The organism is Bradyrhizobium betae (assembly GCF_008932115.1).
Taxonomy (GTDB): domain Bacteria; phylum Pseudomonadota; class Alphaproteobacteria; order Rhizobiales; family Xanthobacteraceae; genus Bradyrhizobium; species Bradyrhizobium betae.
On record NZ_CP044543.1, the window covers coordinates 5607864 to 5629194 of the forward strand.

17 protein-coding genes are annotated in these 21331 nt (G+C 65.4%); 8 read left to right on the forward strand and 9 right to left on the reverse strand.

Annotated features, from left to right (window positions below; all coding sequences use genetic code 11):
* Positions 1-93: 93 nt before the first annotated feature.
* From F8237_RS26910 to F8237_RS26920, 3 genes are read left to right on the forward strand one after another with little or no spacing between them, the layout of a single operon-like run.
* Positions 94-1227 carry an MlaE family ABC transporter permease gene (locus F8237_RS26910; protein ID WP_151649251.1) on the forward strand — a complete coding sequence of 378 codons (1134 nt, stop codon included), beginning with the start codon at positions 94-96 and terminating at the stop codon, positions 1225-1227.
* Positions 1228-1229: 2 nt separating this feature from the next.
* Entirely contained in the window at positions 1230-2012 is a 783-nt protein-coding gene (locus F8237_RS26915; RefSeq protein ID WP_162006233.1) for an ABC transporter ATP-binding protein, read from the forward strand.
* Positions 2013-2029: 17 nt separating this feature from the next.
* Positions 2030-2908 carry an MlaD family protein gene (locus F8237_RS26920; RefSeq protein WP_151649253.1) on the forward strand — a complete coding sequence of 293 codons (879 nt, stop codon included), beginning with the start codon at positions 2030-2032 and terminating at the stop codon, positions 2906-2908.
* 115 nt (positions 2909-3023) lie between these two features.
* Here F8237_RS26920 and F8237_RS26925 read toward each other — a convergent pair whose 3' ends face one another.
* Positions 3024-3284: a GIY-YIG nuclease family protein gene (locus tag F8237_RS26925; RefSeq protein WP_244626160.1), complete on the reverse strand. Its 261-nt coding sequence runs from the start codon at positions 3282-3284 to the stop codon at positions 3024-3026.
* 265 nt (positions 3285-3549) lie between these two features.
* Positions 3550-9264 (reverse strand): apolipoprotein A-IV repeat region-like domain-containing protein, encoded by a 5715-nt coding sequence (locus F8237_RS26930; protein ID WP_151649254.1) that lies wholly within the window; start codon positions 9262-9264, stop codon positions 3550-3552.
* 396 nt (positions 9265-9660) lie between these two features.
* Here F8237_RS26930 and F8237_RS26935 point away from each other — a divergent pair, with 396 nt between their 5' ends.
* On the forward strand, positions 9661-10035 hold the full coding sequence (locus F8237_RS26935) for an Hpt domain-containing protein (RefSeq protein WP_151649255.1): 375 nt from the start codon (positions 9661-9663) through the stop codon (positions 10033-10035).
* Positions 10036-10203: 168 nt separating this feature from the next.
* Entirely contained in the window at positions 10204-10524 is a 321-nt protein-coding gene (locus F8237_RS26940) for a 2Fe-2S iron-sulfur cluster-binding protein (protein WP_027560383.1), read from the forward strand.
* A gap of 12 nt (positions 10525-10536) precedes the next feature.
* Here the strand turns inward: F8237_RS26940 and F8237_RS26945 are convergent, their stop codons facing one another.
* Positions 10537-11004: an acyl-CoA thioesterase gene (locus F8237_RS26945; protein ID WP_151649256.1), complete on the reverse strand. Its 468-nt coding sequence runs from the start codon at positions 11002-11004 to the stop codon at positions 10537-10539.
* A gap of 172 nt (positions 11005-11176) precedes the next feature.
* On the opposite strand from F8237_RS26945, the gene F8237_RS26950 reads away from it, so the two are divergent.
* The gene (locus F8237_RS26950; RefSeq protein WP_151649257.1) at positions 11177-12205 is read left to right on the forward strand and encodes an NAD(P)/FAD-dependent oxidoreductase; all 1029 of its coding nucleotides are present in this window, start codon (positions 11177-11179) and stop codon (positions 12203-12205) included.
* A gap of 107 nt (positions 12206-12312) precedes the next feature.
* Entirely contained in the window at positions 12313-12918 is a 606-nt protein-coding gene (locus F8237_RS26955) for a DUF2147 domain-containing protein (RefSeq protein WP_162006234.1), read from the forward strand.
* Between the two features lie 345 nt (positions 12919-13263).
* Here F8237_RS26955 and F8237_RS26960 read toward each other — a convergent pair whose 3' ends face one another.
* Positions 13264-14289 (reverse strand): IS110 family RNA-guided transposase, encoded by a 1026-nt coding sequence (locus F8237_RS26960; RefSeq protein WP_151644825.1) that lies wholly within the window; start codon positions 14287-14289, stop codon positions 13264-13266.
* 180 nt (positions 14290-14469) lie between these two features.
* The gene (locus F8237_RS26965; RefSeq protein WP_151649259.1) at positions 14470-15612 is read right to left on the reverse strand and encodes a hypothetical protein; all 1143 of its coding nucleotides are present in this window, start codon (positions 15610-15612) and stop codon (positions 14470-14472) included.
* A gap of 368 nt (positions 15613-15980) precedes the next feature.
* Here F8237_RS26965 and F8237_RS26970 point away from each other — a divergent pair, with 368 nt between their 5' ends.
* A complete protein-coding gene (locus F8237_RS26970) occupies positions 15981-16337 on the forward strand; it encodes a hypothetical protein (RefSeq protein ID WP_151649260.1) in 357 nt (118 codons plus the stop codon).
* 45 nt (positions 16338-16382) lie between these two features.
* On the opposite strand, the gene F8237_RS26975 is transcribed toward F8237_RS26970, so the two are convergent.
* From F8237_RS26975 to gudD, 4 genes are all read right to left on the reverse strand, one after another.
* On the reverse strand, positions 16383-16652 hold the full coding sequence (locus F8237_RS26975; RefSeq protein ID WP_162006235.1) for a hypothetical protein: 270 nt from the start codon (positions 16650-16652) through the stop codon (positions 16383-16385).
* Positions 16653-16831: 179 nt separating this feature from the next.
* Positions 16832-18373 (reverse strand): galactarate dehydratase, encoded by a 1542-nt coding sequence (gene garD, locus F8237_RS26980; RefSeq protein WP_151649262.1) that lies wholly within the window; start codon positions 18371-18373, stop codon positions 16832-16834.
* A gap of 140 nt (positions 18374-18513) precedes the next feature.
* Positions 18514-19962, reverse strand: a complete 1449-nt coding sequence (locus F8237_RS26985) for an aldehyde dehydrogenase family protein (protein WP_151649263.1) — start codon at positions 19960-19962, stop codon at positions 18514-18516.
* 18 nt (positions 19963-19980) lie between these two features.
* Entirely contained in the window at positions 19981-21324 is a 1344-nt protein-coding gene (gene gudD / locus F8237_RS26990; protein ID WP_151649264.1) for a glucarate dehydratase, read from the reverse strand.
* Positions 21325-21331: the final 7 nt, after the last annotated feature.

A 21331-nucleotide genomic window follows, 5' to 3' on the forward strand; every position in this document is an offset into this window, starting at 1 on the left:
CAACTAACATTAACCAGTTGGGGATAGCTTCTCTGGGCAAGGGCGTGTGTGCAACCATCTGATTTCCTCCGCGCCGGCACGGGAGCGGACATCTTGACTGGCGATCCGAAGCTGGAACGGATTGCGAAAGGCAATGCGCTGGCCCTCTGCGCCACCGGAACCTGGACCGCGAGCTTCGCGCCGGTCCTGGAGCGGATGGTGGCCGACGCGGAGAAGCTTGCCGGCGGTTCGCAGAATATCTTCATCGACGTCTCAGAGGTCGCCAAACTCGACACGTTCGGCGCTTGGCTGATCGAGCGGCTGCGCCGCAGCCTGACCCAGGGCGCCGTCGAGGCGCAGATCGCGGGTCTCTCCGCCAATTATTCGAGCCTGGTCGACGAGGTGCGCCGGGTCCGGGCGACGCCCGTCATCGACCGCGGCAACATCACCATCACCGGCATGCTCGAGCAGATCGGCCGCGCCGTGGCCGGCGTCGGCGGCACCGTGGCCGGCCTGATCGACATGCTGGGCGCGGTGCTGGCGGCCGGTGCGCGCACCCTGATCCACCCTCGTTCGTTCCGCCTGACTTCGACGGTGCATCACCTCGAGCAGGTCTGCTGGCGCGCCGTGCCGATCGTGGTGTTGATCACCTTCCTGATCGGTTGCATCATCGCGCAACAAGGCATCTTCCATTTCCGCCGCTTCGGCGCCGATCTCTTCGTCGTCGACATGCTCGGCGTGCTGGTGCTGCGCGAGATCGGCGTGCTGCTGGTGGCTATCATGGTCGCGGGCCGCTCGGGCAGCGCTTACACCGCCGAGCTCGGCTCGATGAAGATGCGCGAGGAGATCGACGCGCTGCGCACCATGGGTTTCGACCCGATCGAGGTGCTGGTGCTGCCGCGCATGCTGGCGCTGGTGCTGGCGCTGCCGATCCTGGCGTTCCTCGGCGCGATGGCCGCGCTTTATGGCGGCGGTCTCGTCGCCTGGCTCTACGGCGGCGTTCAGCCCGAGGCGTTCCTGCTGCGGCTCCGCGACGCCATCTCGATCGATCATTTCATCGTCGGCATCGTCAAGGCACCGGTCATGGCCGCCGTGATCGGCATCGTCGCCTGCGTCGAGGGCCTCGCCGTGCAGGGCAGCGCGGAATCGCTCGGGCAGCACACGACGTCGTCCGTCGTGAAAGGCATCTTCTTCGTCATCGTCATGGACGGCGTGTTCGCCATCTTCTTCGCCGCGATCGGGATGTGACGATGGCGCAAGACGTTCAAAACGGGATCCAGAGCCCTATCATCCGCGTCCGCGGCATCACCGTGCAGTTCGGCGCGGCGCGCGTGCTCGACGGACTCAACCTCGACGTCAGGCGCGGTGAGATCCTCGGCTTCGTCGGCCCTTCCGGTGCCGGCAAGTCGGTGCTGACGCGCACCATCATCGGTCTCGTGCCGAAGATTGCGGGCAGCATCGAGGTGTTCGGCGTCGACCTCGATTCCTCCAACACATCGCAGCGCCGCAACGTCGAGCGGCGCTGGGGCGTATTGTTTCAGCAGGGCGCGCTGTTCTCCTCGCTCACCGTGCGGCAGAACATCCAGTTTCCGATGCGCGAATACTTACGCGTCTCGCAGCGGCTGATGGACGAGATCACCATGGCCAAGCTGACCATGGTCGGCCTCAAGCCGGAGGTCGCCGAGCGTTTTCCGTCGGAACTGTCCGGCGGCATGATCAAGCGCGTCGCACTCGCCCGCGCGCTATCGCTCGATCCGGACCTCGTCTTCCTCGACGAACCGACCTCGGGCCTCGATCCGATCGGCGCCGGCGATTTCGACGAGCTGGTCAGGACGCTCCAGCGCACTTTGGGGCTGACTGTTTTCATGGTAACGCACGACCTCGACAGCCTTTACACAGCATGTGACCGCATCGCCGTTTTAGGGAACGGTAAGATCATTGCGGCAGGGTCGATCGCCGACATGCAGGCCTCGCAGCATCCCTGGCTGAGGCAATATTTCCATGGCAAGCGCGCTCGCGCGGTGATGGGCTGAGGGTGCCGGAGTAGCTGATGGAAACGCGGGCGAATTACGTATTGATCGGATCGTTCACGCTGGCGGTGATCGCCGCGGCGATCGGCTTCGTGCTGTGGTTCCAGTCGCTGCACACCACCAAGCAGCGCAGCCCCCTGCGCGTCGTGTTCGAGGGCCCGGCGGCGGGCCTGCGCAACGGCGGCAGCGTCAACTTCAACGGTATCCGGGTGGGCGAGGTGGTCTCGGTGAAGCTGGACAACCCGCGGCGGGTAGTCGCACTCGCGATGATCGAGAACAACGCCCCGATCCGCAAGGACACCCTGGTCGGCCTCGAATTCCAGGGACTCACGGGCGTCGCCGCGATCTCTCTCAAGGGGGGTGACGAAGCCGCTCCGCCGCCGGCGCTCGATCAGGACGGCATCCCGACGCTGACGGCTGATCCCAACAAGCTCCAGGACGTCACCGAGGCGATCCGCGGCACGCTCCAGAACATCAACAGGATCGTGGCCGATAACCAGGAATCGGTGAAGAATTCGCTGAAGAACCTCGAGACCTTCACCAACTCGCTCGCCCGCAACTCCGAGAAGATCGACGGCGTGATGGCCAAGGTCGACGGCGTAGTGCTCAAGGCCGACAGCCTCATGCTCGGCCTCAACACGCTCGCTGGCGGCAAGGACGGCGGCGAGCTGTTCCAGGCGGTGAAGTCGATCCGCGAGCTCGCCGACGATTTCGACAAGCGCTCCGGCGCTCTGATGTCCGACGGCCGCCGCACGCTCGGCGATATCAGCCGCGCCGTGAACAATTTCGATCGCAACCCGACCCGCGTGCTGTTCGGCGCCAGCAACAGCGCACCAGCCGCCGCTCCGCCGCCACCGCCCGAGCAGCCGAAGCCGGCAGTGACGCCCAGGCGGCAGTAGGCGCTTGGGGTATTCCTGCGCCGCAAGACCCGTCATCCTGAGGTGCGCGGCTCGCGTTGCGTAGCAGCGCGGGCCAAGCCTCGAAGGATGCACGGCCCGCATGTTGCGGCAGAGCCTAACTTGTCGACTTCGTCGATCCAGCGCGTCGCCGTGCTAGCTGGCTGACAGCCTTCCAATCCGAAAGGATCAGCGCCTCCTTCTTGGCGCGGCTCCAGCCTTTGAGCTGTCTCTCGGCCGCGATCCCATCGGTGATCCGATCGAAATATTCCGACCAAACAAGCACGACCGGCCGTCGCGAGTATGTGTATCCCAGGTAGGCCCCGGCATTGTGCTGGTCGACACGTTTGGATGTGTCTTCGCCCGTGGCGCTCCCGATCTAGAAGGAGCCATCTGCGCATCTCAGCATGTAGACGAAAATGCCCATGCGAACACCTCTGGAGGCTCGCGCATCAGGATGACGCCAGCTCATGTGGTGTCAAGCACACGGGCTGTCGCCCTTCGAGGCCTCCGCTACGCTCCGGCACCTCAGGGTGACGGGATGGATTGGTGGGGGCGGCTGGCGGGCCTTTCCCTAGAAACGCCGCTCCAAACAACAACGGAGGCCGTAAGGCCTCCGTTGTCTGGTTGCATCTGTCGCCGCCTTACCCCAGCCGTCCCGCCGCATGCGCGAGCAGCGTGTAGACCAGACCCGTTTCCGAGGTCAGGTGGTTGCGCAGCTCCTGTGGGCCGCGGCCGTCGCGGGCGACTTCGTCGAGCAGGCGCTCGAATTCGGCGACGTAGCGATCGACCGTGCCCTTGAAGTTGCGGTCGGCGCGGTACTTGCGGGCGACCTCGTCGAAGGCCTTCTGGCCGGCCGGCGTATAGAGGCGCTTGGTGAAGGCCTTGTTCTCGCCGCGCTGGTAGCGGTCCCACATCTCGGCCGCGAGGTTGCGGTCCATCAGCCGGCCGATGTCGAGCGACAGCGATTCCAGCGGATTGCCGCCACCCTGCGGAGCCTGCGGCTGCGGCGCCGGTGCAGCCTGGCGGCCGCGCGGAGCTTCACGCCCCGTGGGCGCACCCTGGTTGGCGTCGGTGCGGTTCAACAGGTCCGACAGCCAGCCGTCGCGACCCTGGTCGTTGCCCGCGGGGGCAACCGGCGGCGCTTCGGTGCGGCGCGAAGAGGCGGGCATGCCGAGGTCCGGCGGCGGCAGCGTCGAGGCGCTGCCGGTATCGCGCACGCGCGTCTCGGCACCACGACCGCCTGCGGTTGCCATCATCGGCTCTTCCTGGCGCTGGACGGCGACAGAAGCGCGGCCCGCGGTGGAGACGTCGAGCCCGCGGCCGTGCTGGGCCACGATGCGGTTGAGTTCGGCGAGGGCCTCGATCTGGTCGACGATCACCTTGCGCATCTGCGCAGTGCTCTCGGCGGCCTCCTGCGGCATCTCGAGCACGCCGCGGCGCAGCTCGTTGCGGGTGGCTTCGAGCTCGTTGTGCATCTCGTACGCCATCTGCTTCATGCTGGAGACGAGGTTGCCGAACTTCTCGGCCGACTGCTTGAACATCGCATCCGCCTCGTCGGTGGTCTGGCGGTAGATGTCGTGCATGGACTCGATGGTCTGCCGATGCTCTTCCTCGGAGGCCGACCGTACCGCCTCGAACTGGCGGGTGATCGCGGCCGAGCCTGCGCCGGCGGTCTCCGCGACGACGCGGGCGATGTCGCGGGCGCGCTCTTCGGCGGCGGCCAGCGATTCATCGAGCAGGCCGGTGAAGCGCGACAGCCTCTGGTCGAGATCGGTCGTGCGCAGGTCGATCGTGGTGACGAGCGATTCCAGCGCCAGCTTGCGTTCGGTGAGCGAGGCGGTGGTGTTCTTGTTGCTCTGCTCCACGACCTGGGCGGCTTCGACGAGCGCCTTGCCGTGCGCGTCGAACTGCGTCGAGAGCTCGCCGAGGTCCTGGAGCGCCCGCGTGGTCTTCGTGTTGAAGACGTTGAGCTGGTCTTCCAGGTTCTGCGTCGCAGCCCCGTTGCGCGAGGTGACGTCGTTCATCGCCGAGACGAAGTCGGCGACACGCGTCACCAGCGCCCGCTCGAGCGAGTTGAGGTTGTCGTGCGCACCGGTCAGCACCTCCTGGAGGAGGATGTTGCCTTCGCGCAGGCGCTCGAACAGGGCGACCGTGTCGGTGCGCAGGATCTTGCTGGTCTCCTGCATCTCGGTGACCGCCGCGATCGAGACCTGGCGCGACTGGTCGATTGCCGAGCGCGAGGATTGCTCGAGGTCCTTGAGCGACTTGCTGACCGCGCCGGTGGCCATCTCGCTCGCCGCGTTGATGGTGCGGGCGACTTCCGAGCCGTTGCCCATCATGGTCTGCGAGAACGCGTGACCGCGGGTCTCGATCGACTTCAGCGCGTCGGAGGTGACGCGGTCGATGTCGAGCGTGAGCTGGCTGGTCTTCGAGCCGATCGCGTCCACGAGCGAGCCGCGCTTGGCGTCGATCATGTTCGACAGGCGGTCGGCCTGCTGCTGCACATAGGTGACGATCTCGTCGGTCTTGCCGGTCATGGCCTGGCCGAAGCTGCTGCTGGCGGCGAGCACCGAGCGCTCGACGTCGGCCGAGCTCGACTTGACCCGCGAGCTCGCCTCGTTGGAGGCGTTGATCAGCGCATTCTGGGCGTTGAGCGCGCTGGTCTGGATGTCGTTGGTCGCATTCGTCGTCGCCGTGCTGAGCGCGCGCTCGATCTCGGTCGAGATCGTGCGGATCTGGCTCGCGGCATCCGCCGACGTCGAGGTCAGCGAGGTCTGCGCCTCACGCGCGCTGTTGAGGATCGTCGAAGCGGTGTCGGCGCCGACCGCGGTCAGCGTGCGCTCGATGTCCGTCGTCAGCGACTTGATCTGGCTCGCCGCGTCCGTCGAGGCGGAGATCAGCGTGCCCTGGGCCTCGCGCACGCCGCTGGTGAGGGCCTCGATGGTGGCGCCGCCGGCCGTCGCCAGCGCGCGCTGCATCTCGGCCGCCAGCGAACGGACCTGGCCGGTCTGTTCTGCGGAGACAGCAAGAAGGGTGCTCTGGGCGTCGCGGGCGCTGGTGGTGATCGTCTCGGCAGTCGACTGGCCGACCTGCGAGAGCGAACGGTGCACTTCCGCCGCGAGCGACTTGACCTGGCTCGCCGCATCCGAGGATGCCGTGACCAGCGTGTTCTGCGCTTCGCGGGCGCCGGTGGTGATGGTCTCGGCGGTCGCGGTGCCCGCCATCGAGAGCGAGCGCTGCACGTCGGAGGACAGCGCCTTGATCTGGTTGGCGGTCTCGCTCGAGGCCGCGATCAGCGCGCTCTGCGCATCGCGGGCGCCGTCGGTGATCGATTCCGCCGTGGTGGTGCCGGCCAGCGACAGCGAGCGCTGCACGTCGGCGGTGAGCGTCTTGACGTGGTTGGCCGCGTCCGAGGACGCCGTGACGAGCGTGGTCTGCACCTCGCGGGCGCCGGCCAGGATCGAGGCGGCGGTCGCCGAGCCCGCCGACGACAGCGTGCGTTCGACGTCGGCCGACAGCGCCTTGATCTGGTTCGAAGCATCGCCGGAGGCGGCGACCAGTGTCGACTGCGCTTCGCGGGCGCTGGTCAGGATCGAGTTCGCGGCACCAGTGCCGACCGCGGTCAGCGCACGCTCGACCTCGGAGGAGGTCATCTTGAGCTGGGCGTTGACGTCGGAGGAGACCGTCATCAGCGACTGCTGGGCGGTGCGCGCACCGGTCTGGATCGTCTCGCTGGTGTTGACGACGAGGTTGGTGAGCGAGCGCTCGGCGTCCTCGACATGCGAGCGGATCGCGGTCGAGATCATCTCGGCGCGGGACATCATGTCCTCGCTGGCCTGGCGGCCGCTGCTTTCGATGCGGCCGGCAACGGCCTCAACGCGCGAGCCGAGCAGGTCCTCGAACTGCGCCACGCGCACGTCGATGTCGTTGGCGACCGAGCCGACCTTGGTCTCGATGGCCTGGTGGATGTCCTGGAAGCGCGCCGTGACCGTGTCGGTCAAATGCATGCTGCGGCCGTCGATGAGCTCGGTGACGCCGGTGATGCGGCGATCGACCGCCTCGATTGCCTGCGCGGTGCCGTCCGTGAGCGTCGAGGTCAGCAGCGTGAGGCGCGTGTCGATCGACTGCACCGCCTGAGAGGCGCCATTCGTCACCGCGGTCGTCAGATAGGTCAGGCGGGAGTCGATGGACTCGAGCGCCTGCGAAGCGCCACCCGTGAGCGTCGTCGTGAGATGGGTCAGCCGCGTATCGATCGTCTGGATCGTCTGCGAGGCGCCATCGGTCAATGTCGTCGTCAGGTTGGTGAGACGGGAGTCGATGGACTCGAGCGCCTGCGAAGCGCCACCCGTGAGAGTCGTCGTGAGGTGGGTGAGGCGCGAGTCGATCGACTGGATCGCCTGCGTGGCGCCGTCGGTCAGCGACGTCGCGAGCGTGTTGAGACGCCCGTCGATGGTCTCGGTGACGGACCGGGCGCGGGTGTCGAACGATTCCTCGAGCGCGGTGACGCGGCCGCCGAGCTGCTCGTCGAAGGTCTTGATGTGGCCTTCGATCGTGCCGTCGAGGCTTGCGATCTTGCCGTTCAGCGACGAGTCGAGGTTGGTGACGCGTTCGCCGATCGTGGTCTCGAACTGTACCAGGCGCTGGTCGAGCACGGCCGTGATCGCGCCGCCGTTCGAGGTGAAGCGGGTGTCGAAATTGTCGACATAGGTCTTCAGCGACTCATGGATGTCCTGCGTGCGCTGGCCCATGCGATCGACGATCTCGCCGCCGAACGTCTTCACGGTGCGGTCGAACTCGGAGATGTGGCGCGTGATCAGGGCGCCCAGCGTGCCGCTGTCGCGGGCGAACTTCTCGACCAGCTCGGTGCCCTGGTTCCTCACCAGTTCGTCGAACGCGCTCATCTGCAGCGACAGCGAATCGTGCGCGGTCTCGGTCTGGCTGACGACCTTGGCGACGAGGGTGTTGACCGTGGCGTCGAGCGCCTCGCTCGCCTTGTCGCCGGAGGTCATGATGTGGCCGGCGAGGCGGTTGCCGGCGTCGTCGATCTTGGCGGAGAGGTCGTTGGAGCGCAGCTCGAGCTCGAGCAGCAGCGAGTCCGACGAGTTCTTCAGGCTGTCGTGCACCTGCTCGGTGCGCTCGGAGATGCCGTCGACGATCGCGGCGGAGCGCTGCTCGAACTCGCCGGTGATGCGGTCGATGCGCTCGTTCAGCATCTCGTGGACGCGGTCGGCGAGGTCGACGAACTCGTCGTGGACGTGGCCGGTCTTGAAGTTGAGGCTGGTGGTCAGCCGCTCGCTGGCGTCGAGCACGGCGCGCGTGGTCTCGTTGCTGGCTTCCTCGAGGCGGTCGAGCAGGTCGCCGCCGCGCTCGCCGAGCGCGAGGATCATGTTGTCGCCGGCGTTGCTCAGCGCGCCGGTGATGTGGGCGCCGCGCTCTTCCAGAGCGCCGGTGATGGACTTGGCGACCTCGTCGACGCGCGAGGCGATCGCGTCCGAGATCAGCGCGATGTCGTGGCGCAGATCGATCTGCACGCCGGAGATGGCGCTGCGGACCTGCTCCGCCTGGCCGACCAGGTTGTCGCGCTGGTGCGCGATGTCCTGGAGCAGGGCGCGGATGCGCACTTCGTTGTCGGAATAGGCGCGCTCGAGCGCCGCGACCTCGTTGGCGACCAGCGTCTCGAGCTCGCCGGCGCGCGCGATGGCGCGCTCGATGCCGTCGCCCATCGCCGCGACCTCGCGGCGGATGGCCTGGCCGACGGTGACCATGGAATCGGAGGCCGAGCCCTCCGGCTCGGAGAAGCGGATCGCGACCTGCGCCATCGCCTGCGCGACGGCACTCATCTGCTGGCCGCGCCAGACCAGGCTTGCCAGGAAGAAGAACAGCATGACCGGCGCGAAGAACATCGTGACGAGGCCGGCAATGGCCAGCACGCCGCCGCTCTGGCCCATCGCGGCCTGGATCGAGGGCAGGAAGCCGACGGTCAGCGCGGCGCACGCCGCGAGCCAGATGACGGTGAAGATCGTCGCGCCCGTGTAGATGTTGCGGGACGGGCGCCCCGTCTGCAGCGTCTGCAGGAGCTGACCGATGGTCGCGCGGTCGTCGTTGGCGGCGCGGCGCGAGGAACGCGGTTCTTCGATCGGATCGAACACGGCACGCTCGTTGGCGGCGGGGCGCGGTTCGAAGGTCGGCTCGTCGAACATCGGGGGAGACGGGGGCGCCATGGACGGCGCCGTCTCGTTGCGCATCGATGCGCTGCGGCTGGTATCGGCCGCCGTGTCGCTGATGTTCAGGGCTTCCTGGATCGCAGAAAGCGCAACTTCTGTGGGGTCTTTGGCCTTTTTCGGAGTGTTTGCCATGTTCAGTCCGAGCCCTCGTTACTTGTACGCGTCCCCCGCGAGCCCCGCGCGCTACGCAAGCCCACAGACCGGATCATGCCGCTTTTGCGGATTTCCGAGCCGTCCCCACCCGGACGGCTTGTCCGCTAATTTCCGCAACATCCTATTGGCAGAGCGTCGCGAATGAAATGCCTGCGATTAAGACAATCTTAATCATCGTTAACAGGATCGCGCCGTAACGCCTTAGCAATAAATGCAATTCTCCACTGGACTCGTGGGATTGCGGCAACTTTTCGTCAATAAACCGGCAGAATTAGGCAAAACGGCCCAAACATTTCATTAACCATTTTCGTGGTTGGGTGGAGGGAACCTGACCGCCGGACCGGCGGATCATCGCGTGATGCCGGGGCCTGCGCCATGACGCCTGAACTGCAACGGATGGACTGGATGCCTTCGCCCCCGCTTGCACCCATCGACAGCCCGCTCGACCTCGACCACCTCTCCCGCATGACGCTCGGCGACGCCGAGCTGGAACAGGAAGTGCTCGCGATGTTCGCCGAGCAGGCGGTTCGCCTGATCGTGGCCATGGCGGCATTGCCGGCCGAGGCCGGTGCGCTCGCACACAAGCTCAAGGGATCCGCGCGCGGAATCGGCGCCTTTGCGGTGGCGGATGCCGCCGCGAGCCTGGAGACGGCGATCCGGACCGGCCACAACCGGCCCGATGCCTTCGCCGCGCTGAAAGAGGCGGTGGCCGAGGTCCGCGCCGCCATCGAGGCTATCCTGAAGCACTAGGCCGGCACCCCGACAAAAGCGGGTGGCTTTAGTGGTTTGTTTTGACGCGCTTTCTTCCCGCGAACCGGTATCCACTTCGCTCGAAAACGCTATGGCGCCGCCCTGATCGACCCGTTATAGGACAGCCCGGACCCTCCTTTCTCCCAGATCGCGGCAGCACGAGCACACATGGCCAAAATTCACTTTGTCGACCACAAGGGCGAAACCCGTACGGTGGAAGTCGAGAACGGCGCAACCGTGATGGAAGCCGCCATCCGCAACAGCATCCCCGGGATCGAGGCCGAATGCGGCGGCGCCTGTGCCTGCGCCACCTGCCATGTCTATGTCGACGAAGCCTGGCGCGAGAAGGTCGGCAGCCCGACGCCGATGGAAGAGGACATGCTCGACTTCGGTTTCGACGTGCGTCCGAACTCGCGCCTGTCCTGCCAGATCAAGGTCTCCGACGAGCTCGACGGGCTCGTCGTGGCGACGCCGGAACGCCAGGCCTGAGCTTCTTGCTCGTTACGTGCGCGGCGGCGCGACCTCGACGCCGCGCTTGTGCCAGGGTCTGAGCTTCTCCAGCACTTCCGCCGTCAGCGCCGCGGGCCGGCGTGTCGCCTCGTCGAGCAGGACGCCGACCGACGTCGCTGACGCGATGCACTTCCCGTTCGAGAACACGACCTGTTCGAAGGTCACTGACGTCCGTCCCAGCTTCACCACACCGAGGCCAAGCTCGATCGTGTTGGGCCAATGCAGCTCGGCGCGGAAATGCATGTCGAGCCGCACCATGATCCAGGCAAGGCCCGGCGGGGTCAGCCCGTATTCGGGTAGCTTCATCAGCGTGACACGGCCGGTCTCGAAATAGGTGGCGTAGACCGCGTTGTTGACGTGCTGGTTCGGATCGAGGTCGCCGAAGCGGACATTGTCACCGAGGCGAAAAGGGAAGTCCTCGAGGCGCGGCGTCGTATTGAGGCGGCTTGGTGCGTTCACCGATTGATCTCCGTCATATCGCATCCCGTTACAGCCCAGTTATCCTGACCCGGCAAGTGGGGGCGGCTGCGGGGCGCTACCGCTTTTATGCCTTCCCTGATCCATCCCCGTTGGCTAGACAGGCAGGGTCACCTCTGCCCGCCGGGCGCCGTCCAACCGATAAAGAGACGACATGAGCGACGTGATCAAAACTGATGTGCTGATTATAGGCGCCGGCCCTTGCGGTCTGTTCGCCGCCTTCGAGCTTGGCCTTCTCGACATGAAGGCACATTTCGTCGACATCCTCGACAAGGTCGGCGGCCAGTGCGCCGAGCTCTATCCGGAAAAGCCGATCTACGACATTCCCGGCATTCCCCAGGTTTCGGGCCAGGGCCTCACCGATGCGCTGATGGAACAGATCAAGCCGTTCCATCCGACCTTCCACCTCGGCGAGATGATCGAGACGGTGGAGAAGATCGGCGATCCCGGATTTCGCTGCACCACCGACGCCGGCAAGGTGTTCGAATGCAAGGTGCTGGTGATCGCGGCCGGCGGCGGCTCGTTCCAGCCGAAGCGTCCGCCGGTGCCGGGGATCGAGGCCTACGAAGGCACCTCGGTGCACTACGCCGTGCGCAAGATGGAAAATTTCCGCGACAAGAACGTGCTGGTCGTCGGCGGCGGCGATTCCGCGCTCGACTGGACGCTCAATCTGCATCCGCTCGCCAAGCGCATCACGCTGCTGCACCGTCGCGACGATTTCCGTGCCGCGCCTCACAGCGTCGAGCAGATGCGCGCGCTGGTTGCGGGTGGCAAGATGGACCTGCGGCTCGGCCAGGTCACTGCGCTCTCAGGCGCGGACGGCAAGCTGACCGGCGCCACCGTCAAGGGCAACGACAACAGCGTGACGGAGATTGCCTGCGACACCATGCTGCCGTTCTTCGGCCTGACCATGAAGCTTGGTCCGGTCGCGAACTGGGGCATTGCGCTGGAGAACAATCTCGTGCCGGTCGAGACGTCCGCGTTCGAGACCAATGTGCCCGGCATCTTCGCCATCGGCGACATCAACACCTATCCCGGCAAGATCAAGCTGATCCTGTGCGGCTTCCACGAGGGCGCGCTGATGTCGCAAAAAGCACATCGCTACGTCTATCCGGAGAAGCGGCTCGTGTTCCAATACACGACCTCGTCCTCCAGCCTGCAAAAGAAACTCGGTGTCAACTGACGACACCGGGAACGACAGGCGATGCCCCATGTTTCTGGTGCTGGAACCGTTCGCGAAATCGCCGTAGTCTGCGGCCATTGCAGTGGCGGCTCAGCAAGGTGATCATAATGCGGAATTTCTTTTTCAGCTTTCGGCTGCTCTCGCTCCTCGCGCTGTCGTTCAGTGCGGTGAGTCCTGCTGCCGCGCAGGCCCAGCAGCCGACGGCTGCGGGGTTGTGGCAGAAGGTCGAAGACGGCAAGACGGTGGGCTGGTTTCTCTTCATCGACCACAACGGTATCTTCGAAGGCGTGATCGCAAAGACCTTCCCGCGCCCCGGCGATGATCCGAACGAGGTCTGCGCCAAATGCACCGACGATCGCAAGAACGCGCCGGTGCTCGGCCTCTCCTTCATCCGCGACATGAAGCGCGACGGCTTGAAGTACGACGGCGGCAACGTGGTCAATCCGCGCGACGGCAACATCTGGAAGGCCAAGATGACGGTGAGCCCCGATGGCCAGACGCTGACCATGCGCGGCTTCCTCGGCATTTCCCTGTTCGGCAAGGACGAGACCTGGACGCGCCTGCCTGATGCCAACATCGCCCAGGTCGATCCCGCCATCGTCGCCAAATATCTTCCCGCGCAGGCGACCGCCGCGACGACGAAGCCCGCGACCGCGCCCGCACCCGCGACCAAGAAGGGCGGCGCGATGATGGCGCCGGCGCCGAAGCAGTAGGCTGCGTCCGCCTCTCTTGTAGCCCGCATCAGCGAAGCGATATGCGGGACGGCTTTTGCCGGATGTCGCTGCGCTCACCCGGGCTTCTGTAACGGGCCCTGGTTAGTCAATCCCTTTTTGCGTCGTCCACTCGCCGGGAACCTGCTTCTGTACGGGATCGGCGCGGTGGCCGTCGCCTGATGGGGTTCTAGAGAGGAGCAGGTCGGCCAATCTACGGAAGCGTGATCGCATCGACGGATGCGTCGACAACCCGGATGACGGCCTGGCCTGATCCATCGTCCCGGCGAAGGGACTTCGCTTCGGGGAGGCTGGTGTGATGCCCGCCCGAATCTGTGTGCTCTTGCTTTAAGCCATGGCAGTCGTCCTGAACGGTGCGTTGTCCTTGAGCATGCGCAGCATGATCACGGCGAGCTTGCGTGCTAACGCTACCTTGGCCTTGTTCATGCCGGCGCGCTTGGCGATCCGCATGGCCCAGCTCTTGAGCGGCGCGCAGCCCTTGATCGGCTTGGTCAGGATGATGTGGGCGGCTTCATAGAGCGCCTCGCGCACGGAGGCGTCGCCATTTTTACTGATGCGGCCGCGGTAGTCGGTCTCGCCTGACTGGTACTTCTTCGGCGTCAAGCCGAACAACGGTCCCGCGCGCTTCGCCGAGTTGAAGCGCGAGGGGTCATCGATGGCGCTGGCAAAGGTCAGCGAGATGATCGGTCCCACGGCCGGTGTCGACATCAGCAGCTTGGCTTTGGCATCCAAAAGCGACATCGCCCGCACCCGCTTCTCAAAGCCGTTGAACTCGCGCAGTAGCACTGCATGAACCGCCAGCGTCGCAGTAGCGATCGTCTCGAGGGCCTGATGGCCGGCCACCAGCTCACGGATGCGTGCCGCAAAACTGCGCTTCGTCGTTTTGCCAACCTTCAATCCGAAGCCGCGCAGGATCCCGCGCAGGCTGTTCTCGATGTCCTGAAGCTTGGCCTGGATCAGCTTGCGCGCCGTCAGCATCGCACGGGTCTCCTGGGCACTCATCGACTTGCAATGCACCGGCCGGAACCAGCCGAGCCGCATCAATTGCGCGATGTTGCGGGCGTCGTTACGGTCCGACTTCACCGGCATCGCCTTGAAGGCATCGCTCACGTGCCGCGTTTCCAGGAGCTCGACCGCGAGGCCCTCGTGCTTCATGGCTGTATAAAGCCACTGAGACAGCGGTCCGGCCTCCAGCCCGATCCTGGCGAGTTCGAACCCGAGCGAGCGGAACCAGCCAATCAGCGCCACAGGCTCGCTGGCAACCTTGACCTCCCGAACGATCTTTCCGCTCGCGTCGACAACGCACACGCTGGAGCATTCCAATGACACGTCGATTCCGGCATAGTAGTCCATGGTCGTTCCTCCTTGATGCTTGGAGCGAAGCTTAGGCCTCGACTCCGCTACACCATCAATGTGAGGGACGACCGCAAACCTTCCAGTCAAGCCGCGCGACGCGCGCAATCAAAATAGCGCCGTAGCTAGCGCGGCTTGACTGGAAGGCCTCCGGGGCCCGTTACCCCATCTACGACACCGTCAATACGTCCGCGCCTTCTTGCAGGGCGCATAGAAGGTGCCGTTGCCGGCGACGACGCGCTCGAGGCATTGCCGGGGATCGGTGATCTCGCCGTCGACCTGGAAATAATAGGCCTGCGATCCCAGGCTGAGGACGTAATGTCCCGGTGCAAGCTCAAGCCCTGAATCGCCGGTGTGAAGCTCGTACATTTCGGGTTTCCCCGGAATCGGCGATACCCGGAACGGATAGGCGAAGTTGCGGATGACGGCCACATCGTCTCCGCCGGCCAGCGCCTTGCCTGCGGCGTCGGTCGAAAACTCCCGCGCGATCTTCGCGACGACCCGAACCTCGACGCGCTCGGGAATCGCGTTGGCTGCGTCCCGGCGAAACACGATGAACTTGACGCGGCCGTTCGGCAGATGCGGCCGGTCCGGCTTCTTGAACTCCGGTGAAATCGCAATCCGCATGTCGGGCGCCATCACGCCGGTCGCATTCAACTCCGCCAGCGACTTGTCGTCGATGAGCGCGTAGATGCCGTAGTCGGTTGGCAGCACGCGCGCCGGAGGCGCTGGGACAGGCGGCACCATTTCCGGCTTGGCGACCGTGACCGTCGTCTCCGGCCTGGGCGCGACCAGAGCGATCTCCGGGGACTGGGACGAGATCAGCCGGCGCAGCGCGGCGATATTGTCTCGCTGCGAGACGATCAGGATGACTGCGCCGACCGCAAGCAGGATGGCCGCTGTCCGCTTGATCACCGGTAGAAGCGGGCCCGAATGCGCGGGCAGCTTGCTGCCGGACATCCCGATTCCGGATCGCAAAACGGTCGCCTCGCCGGACACCAGAAGACCGCCTGTCTCCTTTGACGATGTGAGTTGCTGCGACGGCAGGCGCTCCAGCGGCGCCTCGTCACGCGAGAACTTCTCGACCTCCTCGATCGCGACCTCGAGGGCCCGCTTCATCTGGTCGATATTCTTCGCGTCGGCGTAGGTGAACTGCTCCTGGAGCTTGTAGCGGGCAAGATCGTAGACCATCTGCCGCCTGGCTTCAGCGTCGTCCTTCACCGTTTCGAGCATGCGCGAGATCACCAGCGCAAACTGCACCTGGTTTGCGGGCAAATCGGTCGGGTCCTGCTGGCTCGGAAGCAGATCTTTCGAACCACTCATCGCGCCGACGGTCCGATGCCAGTCACGCCAACACCCAATTCTTCCATTCGAAACAGTCGGTTAAACGATGCGATCCGCGCCCGCGGCAGCTTCGTACACGTCCTGACGCAACAAGGAAAGCCTCCGAAACATCGCGGCAAATCGCCGGCCGTCACACATGCGGCCTGCGCGCCCCGGCGAGGGTGAGGCTTCGCGCCAGTAGTTCCCCGGAATGCGCGTTGGCGTCCGATTTGCATAGCGGTCGCAAAGCAGCTGGGGGAACGAGTCGCCGGCGCCGCGCATCTGTAACCGCGCCGCGCGCGAGCGGCTTCGTGCGCCCCCGCGATGACAATCTCGATCCGCGGGAAGACCACATGAGACCTGCAAGTATGAGGCCTGGAAGAGTGTGTGCGGCGATGCTGCTGGGGCTGATGACGCTGCTGGCGACATCGGCGCTTGCGCGCGACGACGGACGTTATGCCAACTCGCTCTTGAAGCCCTGGTTCGAGAGCCTGCACAGCGAATTCGGGCAATGCTGCTCGGATGCCGACGGCTACGTGGTCGCCGATGTCGACTGGGAGTCCGACAAGGGCCGCTACCGCGTGCATCTCGACGACGAATGGGTCGTCGTGCCGGACGGCGCCGTGATCACCGAGCCGAACAAGATCGGCCGCACCATGGTGTGGAAGCACTATATCGACGGCCACCCGCGCGTGCGCTGCTTCATGCCCGGCAGCATGACGTAGAGGTCGCTCCGGGGCGCCGTGCGCCCCGGGAACGACACGAGGCGCTCAGCGCGCCGCGTTCTCCGAACTCATGCTCGCAAGCCGCTTGACGCGCGGCGACAGCACCGAGAGCTGCGCGGGCGAGGCAGGCATGCCGGCGAGGGTCATCGCGGGAGCAGTCAACTGCTCTTCGACGCCGGCGCCGCCGAGCACCTGCACTTGTGTCGCCGAGATCGGAAACGACTTCGCTTCGTAAGAGGGCAGCTCGCCGGCGAATGCGCCGGCCGAACTCGCAATCATGGCGCCGGCAATGGCAATCATCGAGAGAACACGCATTGGAAAATCTCCGTTGAAGACATCAATCGGAGGTTTGGTCGCTGCGTTGCCGCACCAGGTTCGCTCGTGTGCGAACATTAGACCGCCGCCCGCGGATCTATTTGATTGCGTGATGCGACAGGACGAAACGAAAGCGAAATGCTTCGCTGCCGTGTTTCAGGACTGCTTCGTCGCCGCCCTCAGGTCACCGGCGCCGGATTGAACAGCGTGAGATCATTGTGAATGCCCCAGCGGTCCGACCACGGCTTGGTCCGGCCGCTGGCGACGTCGAGGATCAGGCGGAACAGGTCCCAGCCGGTTTCCTCGATGGTCTTCTCGCCGGTGGCAATGCCGCCCGCGTCGAAGTCGATCAGGTCCTTCCAGCGGCGGGCAAGCTCGGTGCGGGTCGCCACCTTGATAACGGGCGCAGCCGCAAGGCCGTAGGGCGTGCCGCGGCCGGTGGTGAACACCTGCAGCGTCATGCCGGAGGCGAGCTGGAGCGTGCCGCAGATGAAGTCGGAGGCGGGTGTCGCCGCGAACAGCATGCCCTTCTGCGTCGCCTTCTCGCCGGGCGCGAGCACGCCGGTGATGGCGCTCGAGCCGGACTTGACGATCGAGCCCAATGACTTCTCGACGATGTTGGCGAGGCCGCCCTTCTTGTTGCCGGGCGTGGTGTTGGCGCTGCGGTCGGCGCCGCCGCGGGCGAGATAAGAATCGTACCAGGCCATCTCGCGCACCAGCGCGCGGCCGACATCCTCGTTGATGGCGCGGCGGGTGAGCAGCTGGATCGCGTCGCGCACTTCGGTGACTTCGGAGAACATCACGGTGGCGCCGGCGCGCACCAGCAGGTCGGCGGCAAAGCCGACGGCGGGGTTGGCCGTGACGCCGGAGAACGCATCGCTGCCGCCGCATTGCAGCCCGATGACGAGATCGGAGGCCGGACAGGTCTCGCGGGTGCGCTTGTTGAGGATTTTCAGGCGCGCTTCCGCCTGGGTCATGATCGCATCGACGATCGCGCCAAAGCCGTCGAAGGCTTCATCCTGCATGCGCACGATGGCGTCGCTGACGCCTTCCGGCACCAGCCGCTCGGGCGCGAGCTTTTCGCATCCCAAGCTAATGACCAGAATCTCGCCGCCGAAATTCGGATTGAGCGCGATGTTCTGCAGCGTGCGGATCGGCACCACCGCATCGGGGGCATTGATGGCGACGCCGCAGCCATAGGCGTGCGTCAGCGGCACGACGTCGTCGACGTTCGGGTATTTCGGCAGCAGCTCGGCGCGGATGCGCTTGACCGCATATTCCATCGTGCCCTTGACGCATTGCACGGAGGAGGAGATTCCGAGGATATTCTTGGTGCCGACCGAACCGTCGGTGTTGCGAAAGCCCTCGAAGGTGAAACCTTCGAGCGGCGGCAGCGGTGCGGGGACGGCGGTGGAGATTTCGAGCTTGTCGAGGGCAGGGGCCTCCGGCATGCGGATGCGCGCCTCATCCACCCATTCGCCGGCCGGGATCGGCGACAGCGCATGGCCGATCACCTCGCCATAGCGGACGATCGGCGCGCCTTCCGCGATGTCGACCAGCGCCGTCTTGTGCCCCTGCGGCACGAAGGCGCGCAGTGTCAGGCCGCTGGCGAAGCGGGAGCCGGCGGGTAGCCCGAAATCATTGACCACGATCGCGACATTGTCGCGCTCGTTGAGCTTGATGTAGCGAGGCTGCTCTTTCGCTGCGACGTCCTGGTCCATGGAAGGACTCCGAAGTGTAGGGTGGGTTAGCGTAGCGTAACCCACCAAGGGCTCTATCCGCGGAAGCAGAAGAGGTGGGTTACGCCCGCGGACTGCGCTGCGCGCAGCCGCGGGCTAACCCACCCTACGATATCAGCCTATCAACCCGGATAGGTATAGGCCGTCTTCACCGTGGTGTAGAATTCGCGCGCATAGGAGCCCTGCTCGCGGGCGCCGTAGCTAGAGCCCTTCCGGCCGCCGAACGGGACGTGATAGTCGACGCCGGCGGTCGGCACATTGACCATCACCATGCCGGACTCGCTGTTGCGCTTGTAGTGCGAGGCGTATTTCAGGCTCGACGTGCAGATGCCGGAGGCGAGGCCGAACTCGGTGTCGTTGGAGATCGCCAGCGCTTCGTCGTAATTCTTCGCACGAATGACGGCGGCCACCGGGCCAAAAATCTCCTCACGCGCGATGCGCATGTTGTTGTTGGCTTCGGTGAACAGAGCTGGCTGGAGGTAGTGGCCGGGCGTCTCGCGCTTGAGCAGCTCGCCGCCGAAGGCGAGCTTGGCGCCTTCGTCCTGGCCGATCTTGATGTAGCGCAGGTCCTGGTCGAGCTGGCTCTGGTCGACGACGGGGCCGATATGCACGCCGGCCTTGAGCGCGTCGTCGATCGAGAGGCCCTTCAGCCGTTCGGCCATCGCCGCGACGAAGCGGTCGTGGATGCCTTCGGTCACGATCAGGCGCGAGGAGGCGGTGCAGCGCTGTCCCGTGGAGAAATAGGAACCGTTGACGGCGACCTCGACGGCGGTCTTCAGGTCGGCGTCGTCGAGCACCACCAGCGGATTCTTGCCGCCCATTTCGAGCTGGAACTTCTTCATCGGGTTCGACAGCACGCAGGCCTGCGCGATCTTGCGTCCGGTCTGTACCGAACCGGTGAAGGAGATCGCGGCGACATCAGGATGTTCGAGCAGGGTCTGGCCGACCACGGAGCCGGAGCCGATCACGAGATTGAACACACCGGCGGGAATGCCGGAGCGGGTGATGATCTCGGACAGCGCATGCGCGGAGCCCGGCACCAGCTCAGCCGGCTTGAAAACCACCGTATTGCCGTAGCAGAGCGCCGGCGCGATCTTCCAGGCCGGAATCGCGATCGGGAAATTCCAGGGCGTGATCATGCCGATGACGCCGACCGGCTCGCGCGTGAGCTCGACGTCGAGACCGGGACGCACCGAAGCGCCCTTTTCGCCGATCAGCCGCAGGGCCTCGCCGGCGAAGAACGCGAAGATCTGGCCGGCACGCGCGACCTCGCCGACGCCTTCCGGCAGCGTCTTGCCTTCCTCGCGCGCCAGCAGGCGGCCGAGCTCGTCCTTGCGGGCGAGAATTTCGAGCGAGATCTTGTTCAGCGCGTCATAGCGCTGCTGGGGCGTCGATTGCGCCCAGGCGGGGAAGGCGGCCTTGGCGGCCGCGATAGCCGTCTCGGTCTGCGCCTTGTCGGCCTTGGCGTATTCGCCGACGACATCGTTGGTGTTGGAGGGGTTGATGTTCCTGGTGACGCCGGAGCCGTCGACCCATTCGCCGCCGATGAAGTTTTTCAGGATCGCAGTCATAGCTTCCTCCAGAGTTTCTTAGCGCACAAGGCATGGGCGCTTGTCGTCAAACGTCCAGCCCGGGATCAAGTCCTGCATGGCAATAGCGTCATCACGGGCGCCAAGTCCATGCTGTTTATAGAGCTCATGCGCGGCCTCGATGGCCGTGCGGTCGATCTCGATGCCGAGGCCCGGACGTTCCGGCACGGCGATCTTGCCGCCCCTGATCTGGAGCGGCTCTTTGGTGAGCGCCTGGCCATCCTGCCAGATCCAGTGGGTGTCGATCGCCGTGACCTTGCCGGGGGCGGCCGCGCCGACATGGGTGAACATCGCGAGTGAAATGTCGAAATGGTTGTTGGAGTGCGAGCCCCAGGTCAGGCCGTTGTCACGGCAGGTCTGGGCGACGCGCACCGAGCCCTGCATGGTCCAGAAGTGGGGATCGGCGAGCGGAATGTCTACCGCCCCCAAGCGCAGGGCATGGGAGAGCTGGCGCCAGTCGGTCGCGATCATGTTGGTCGCGGTCGGCAGGCCAGTTGCGCGGCGGAACTCGGCCATGATCTCGCGGCCGGAGAAGCCGACCTCGGCGCCGCAGGGGTCCTCGGCATAGGCGAGGATGCCATGCATGTTCTTGCAGAGGCCGATCGCTTCATCGAGCGACCAGGCCCCGTTCGGGTCCAGCGTGACGCGCGCGTTAGGAAAGCGCTTGGCGATCGCGGTGGCGGCCTCGATCTCCTGCTCGCCGCGCAAGACGCCGCCCTTGAGCTTGAAATCGGCGAAGCCGTAGTGGTGATGGGTGGCTTCCGCGAGCCGCACCACGGTTTCCGGCGTCATCGCCTCCTGATGGCGGAGGTTGAACCATTCCGCCTTGCCGGTCTCGCCCTTGACGTAGTCGAGCTTGCTCTTCCGGCGGTCGCCGACGAAGAACAGGTAGCCGAGCGTCTCGACGCTGCTGCGCTGCTGGCCTTCGCCGAGCAGGGCGGCAACGGGCAGATTGAGATGCTGGCCGAGCAGGTCGAGCAGCGCGGATTCGATTCCCGTGACCGCGTGGATCATCACGCGCAGGTCGAATGTCTGCTTGCCGCGGCCCCCGGCATCACGGTCGGCGAAGGCGGTGCGGACGTCGGCGAGGATGTTGTTCATCGCGCCGACGGTCTTGCCGATCACGAGATCTCGGGCGTCCTGGAGCGTCTGCCGGATCTTCTCGCCCCCCGGCACCTCGCCGGCGCCGGTGTGACCGGCATTGTCGGTGAGGATGACGATGTTGCGGGTGAAGAACGGCGCATGCGCGCCGCTGAGATTGAGGAGCATGCTGTCCCGGCCGGCGACCGGGATCACCTGCATCGACGTAACGACCGGTGCACCAGAAATATTGGTTTCGGCCATCGCACGC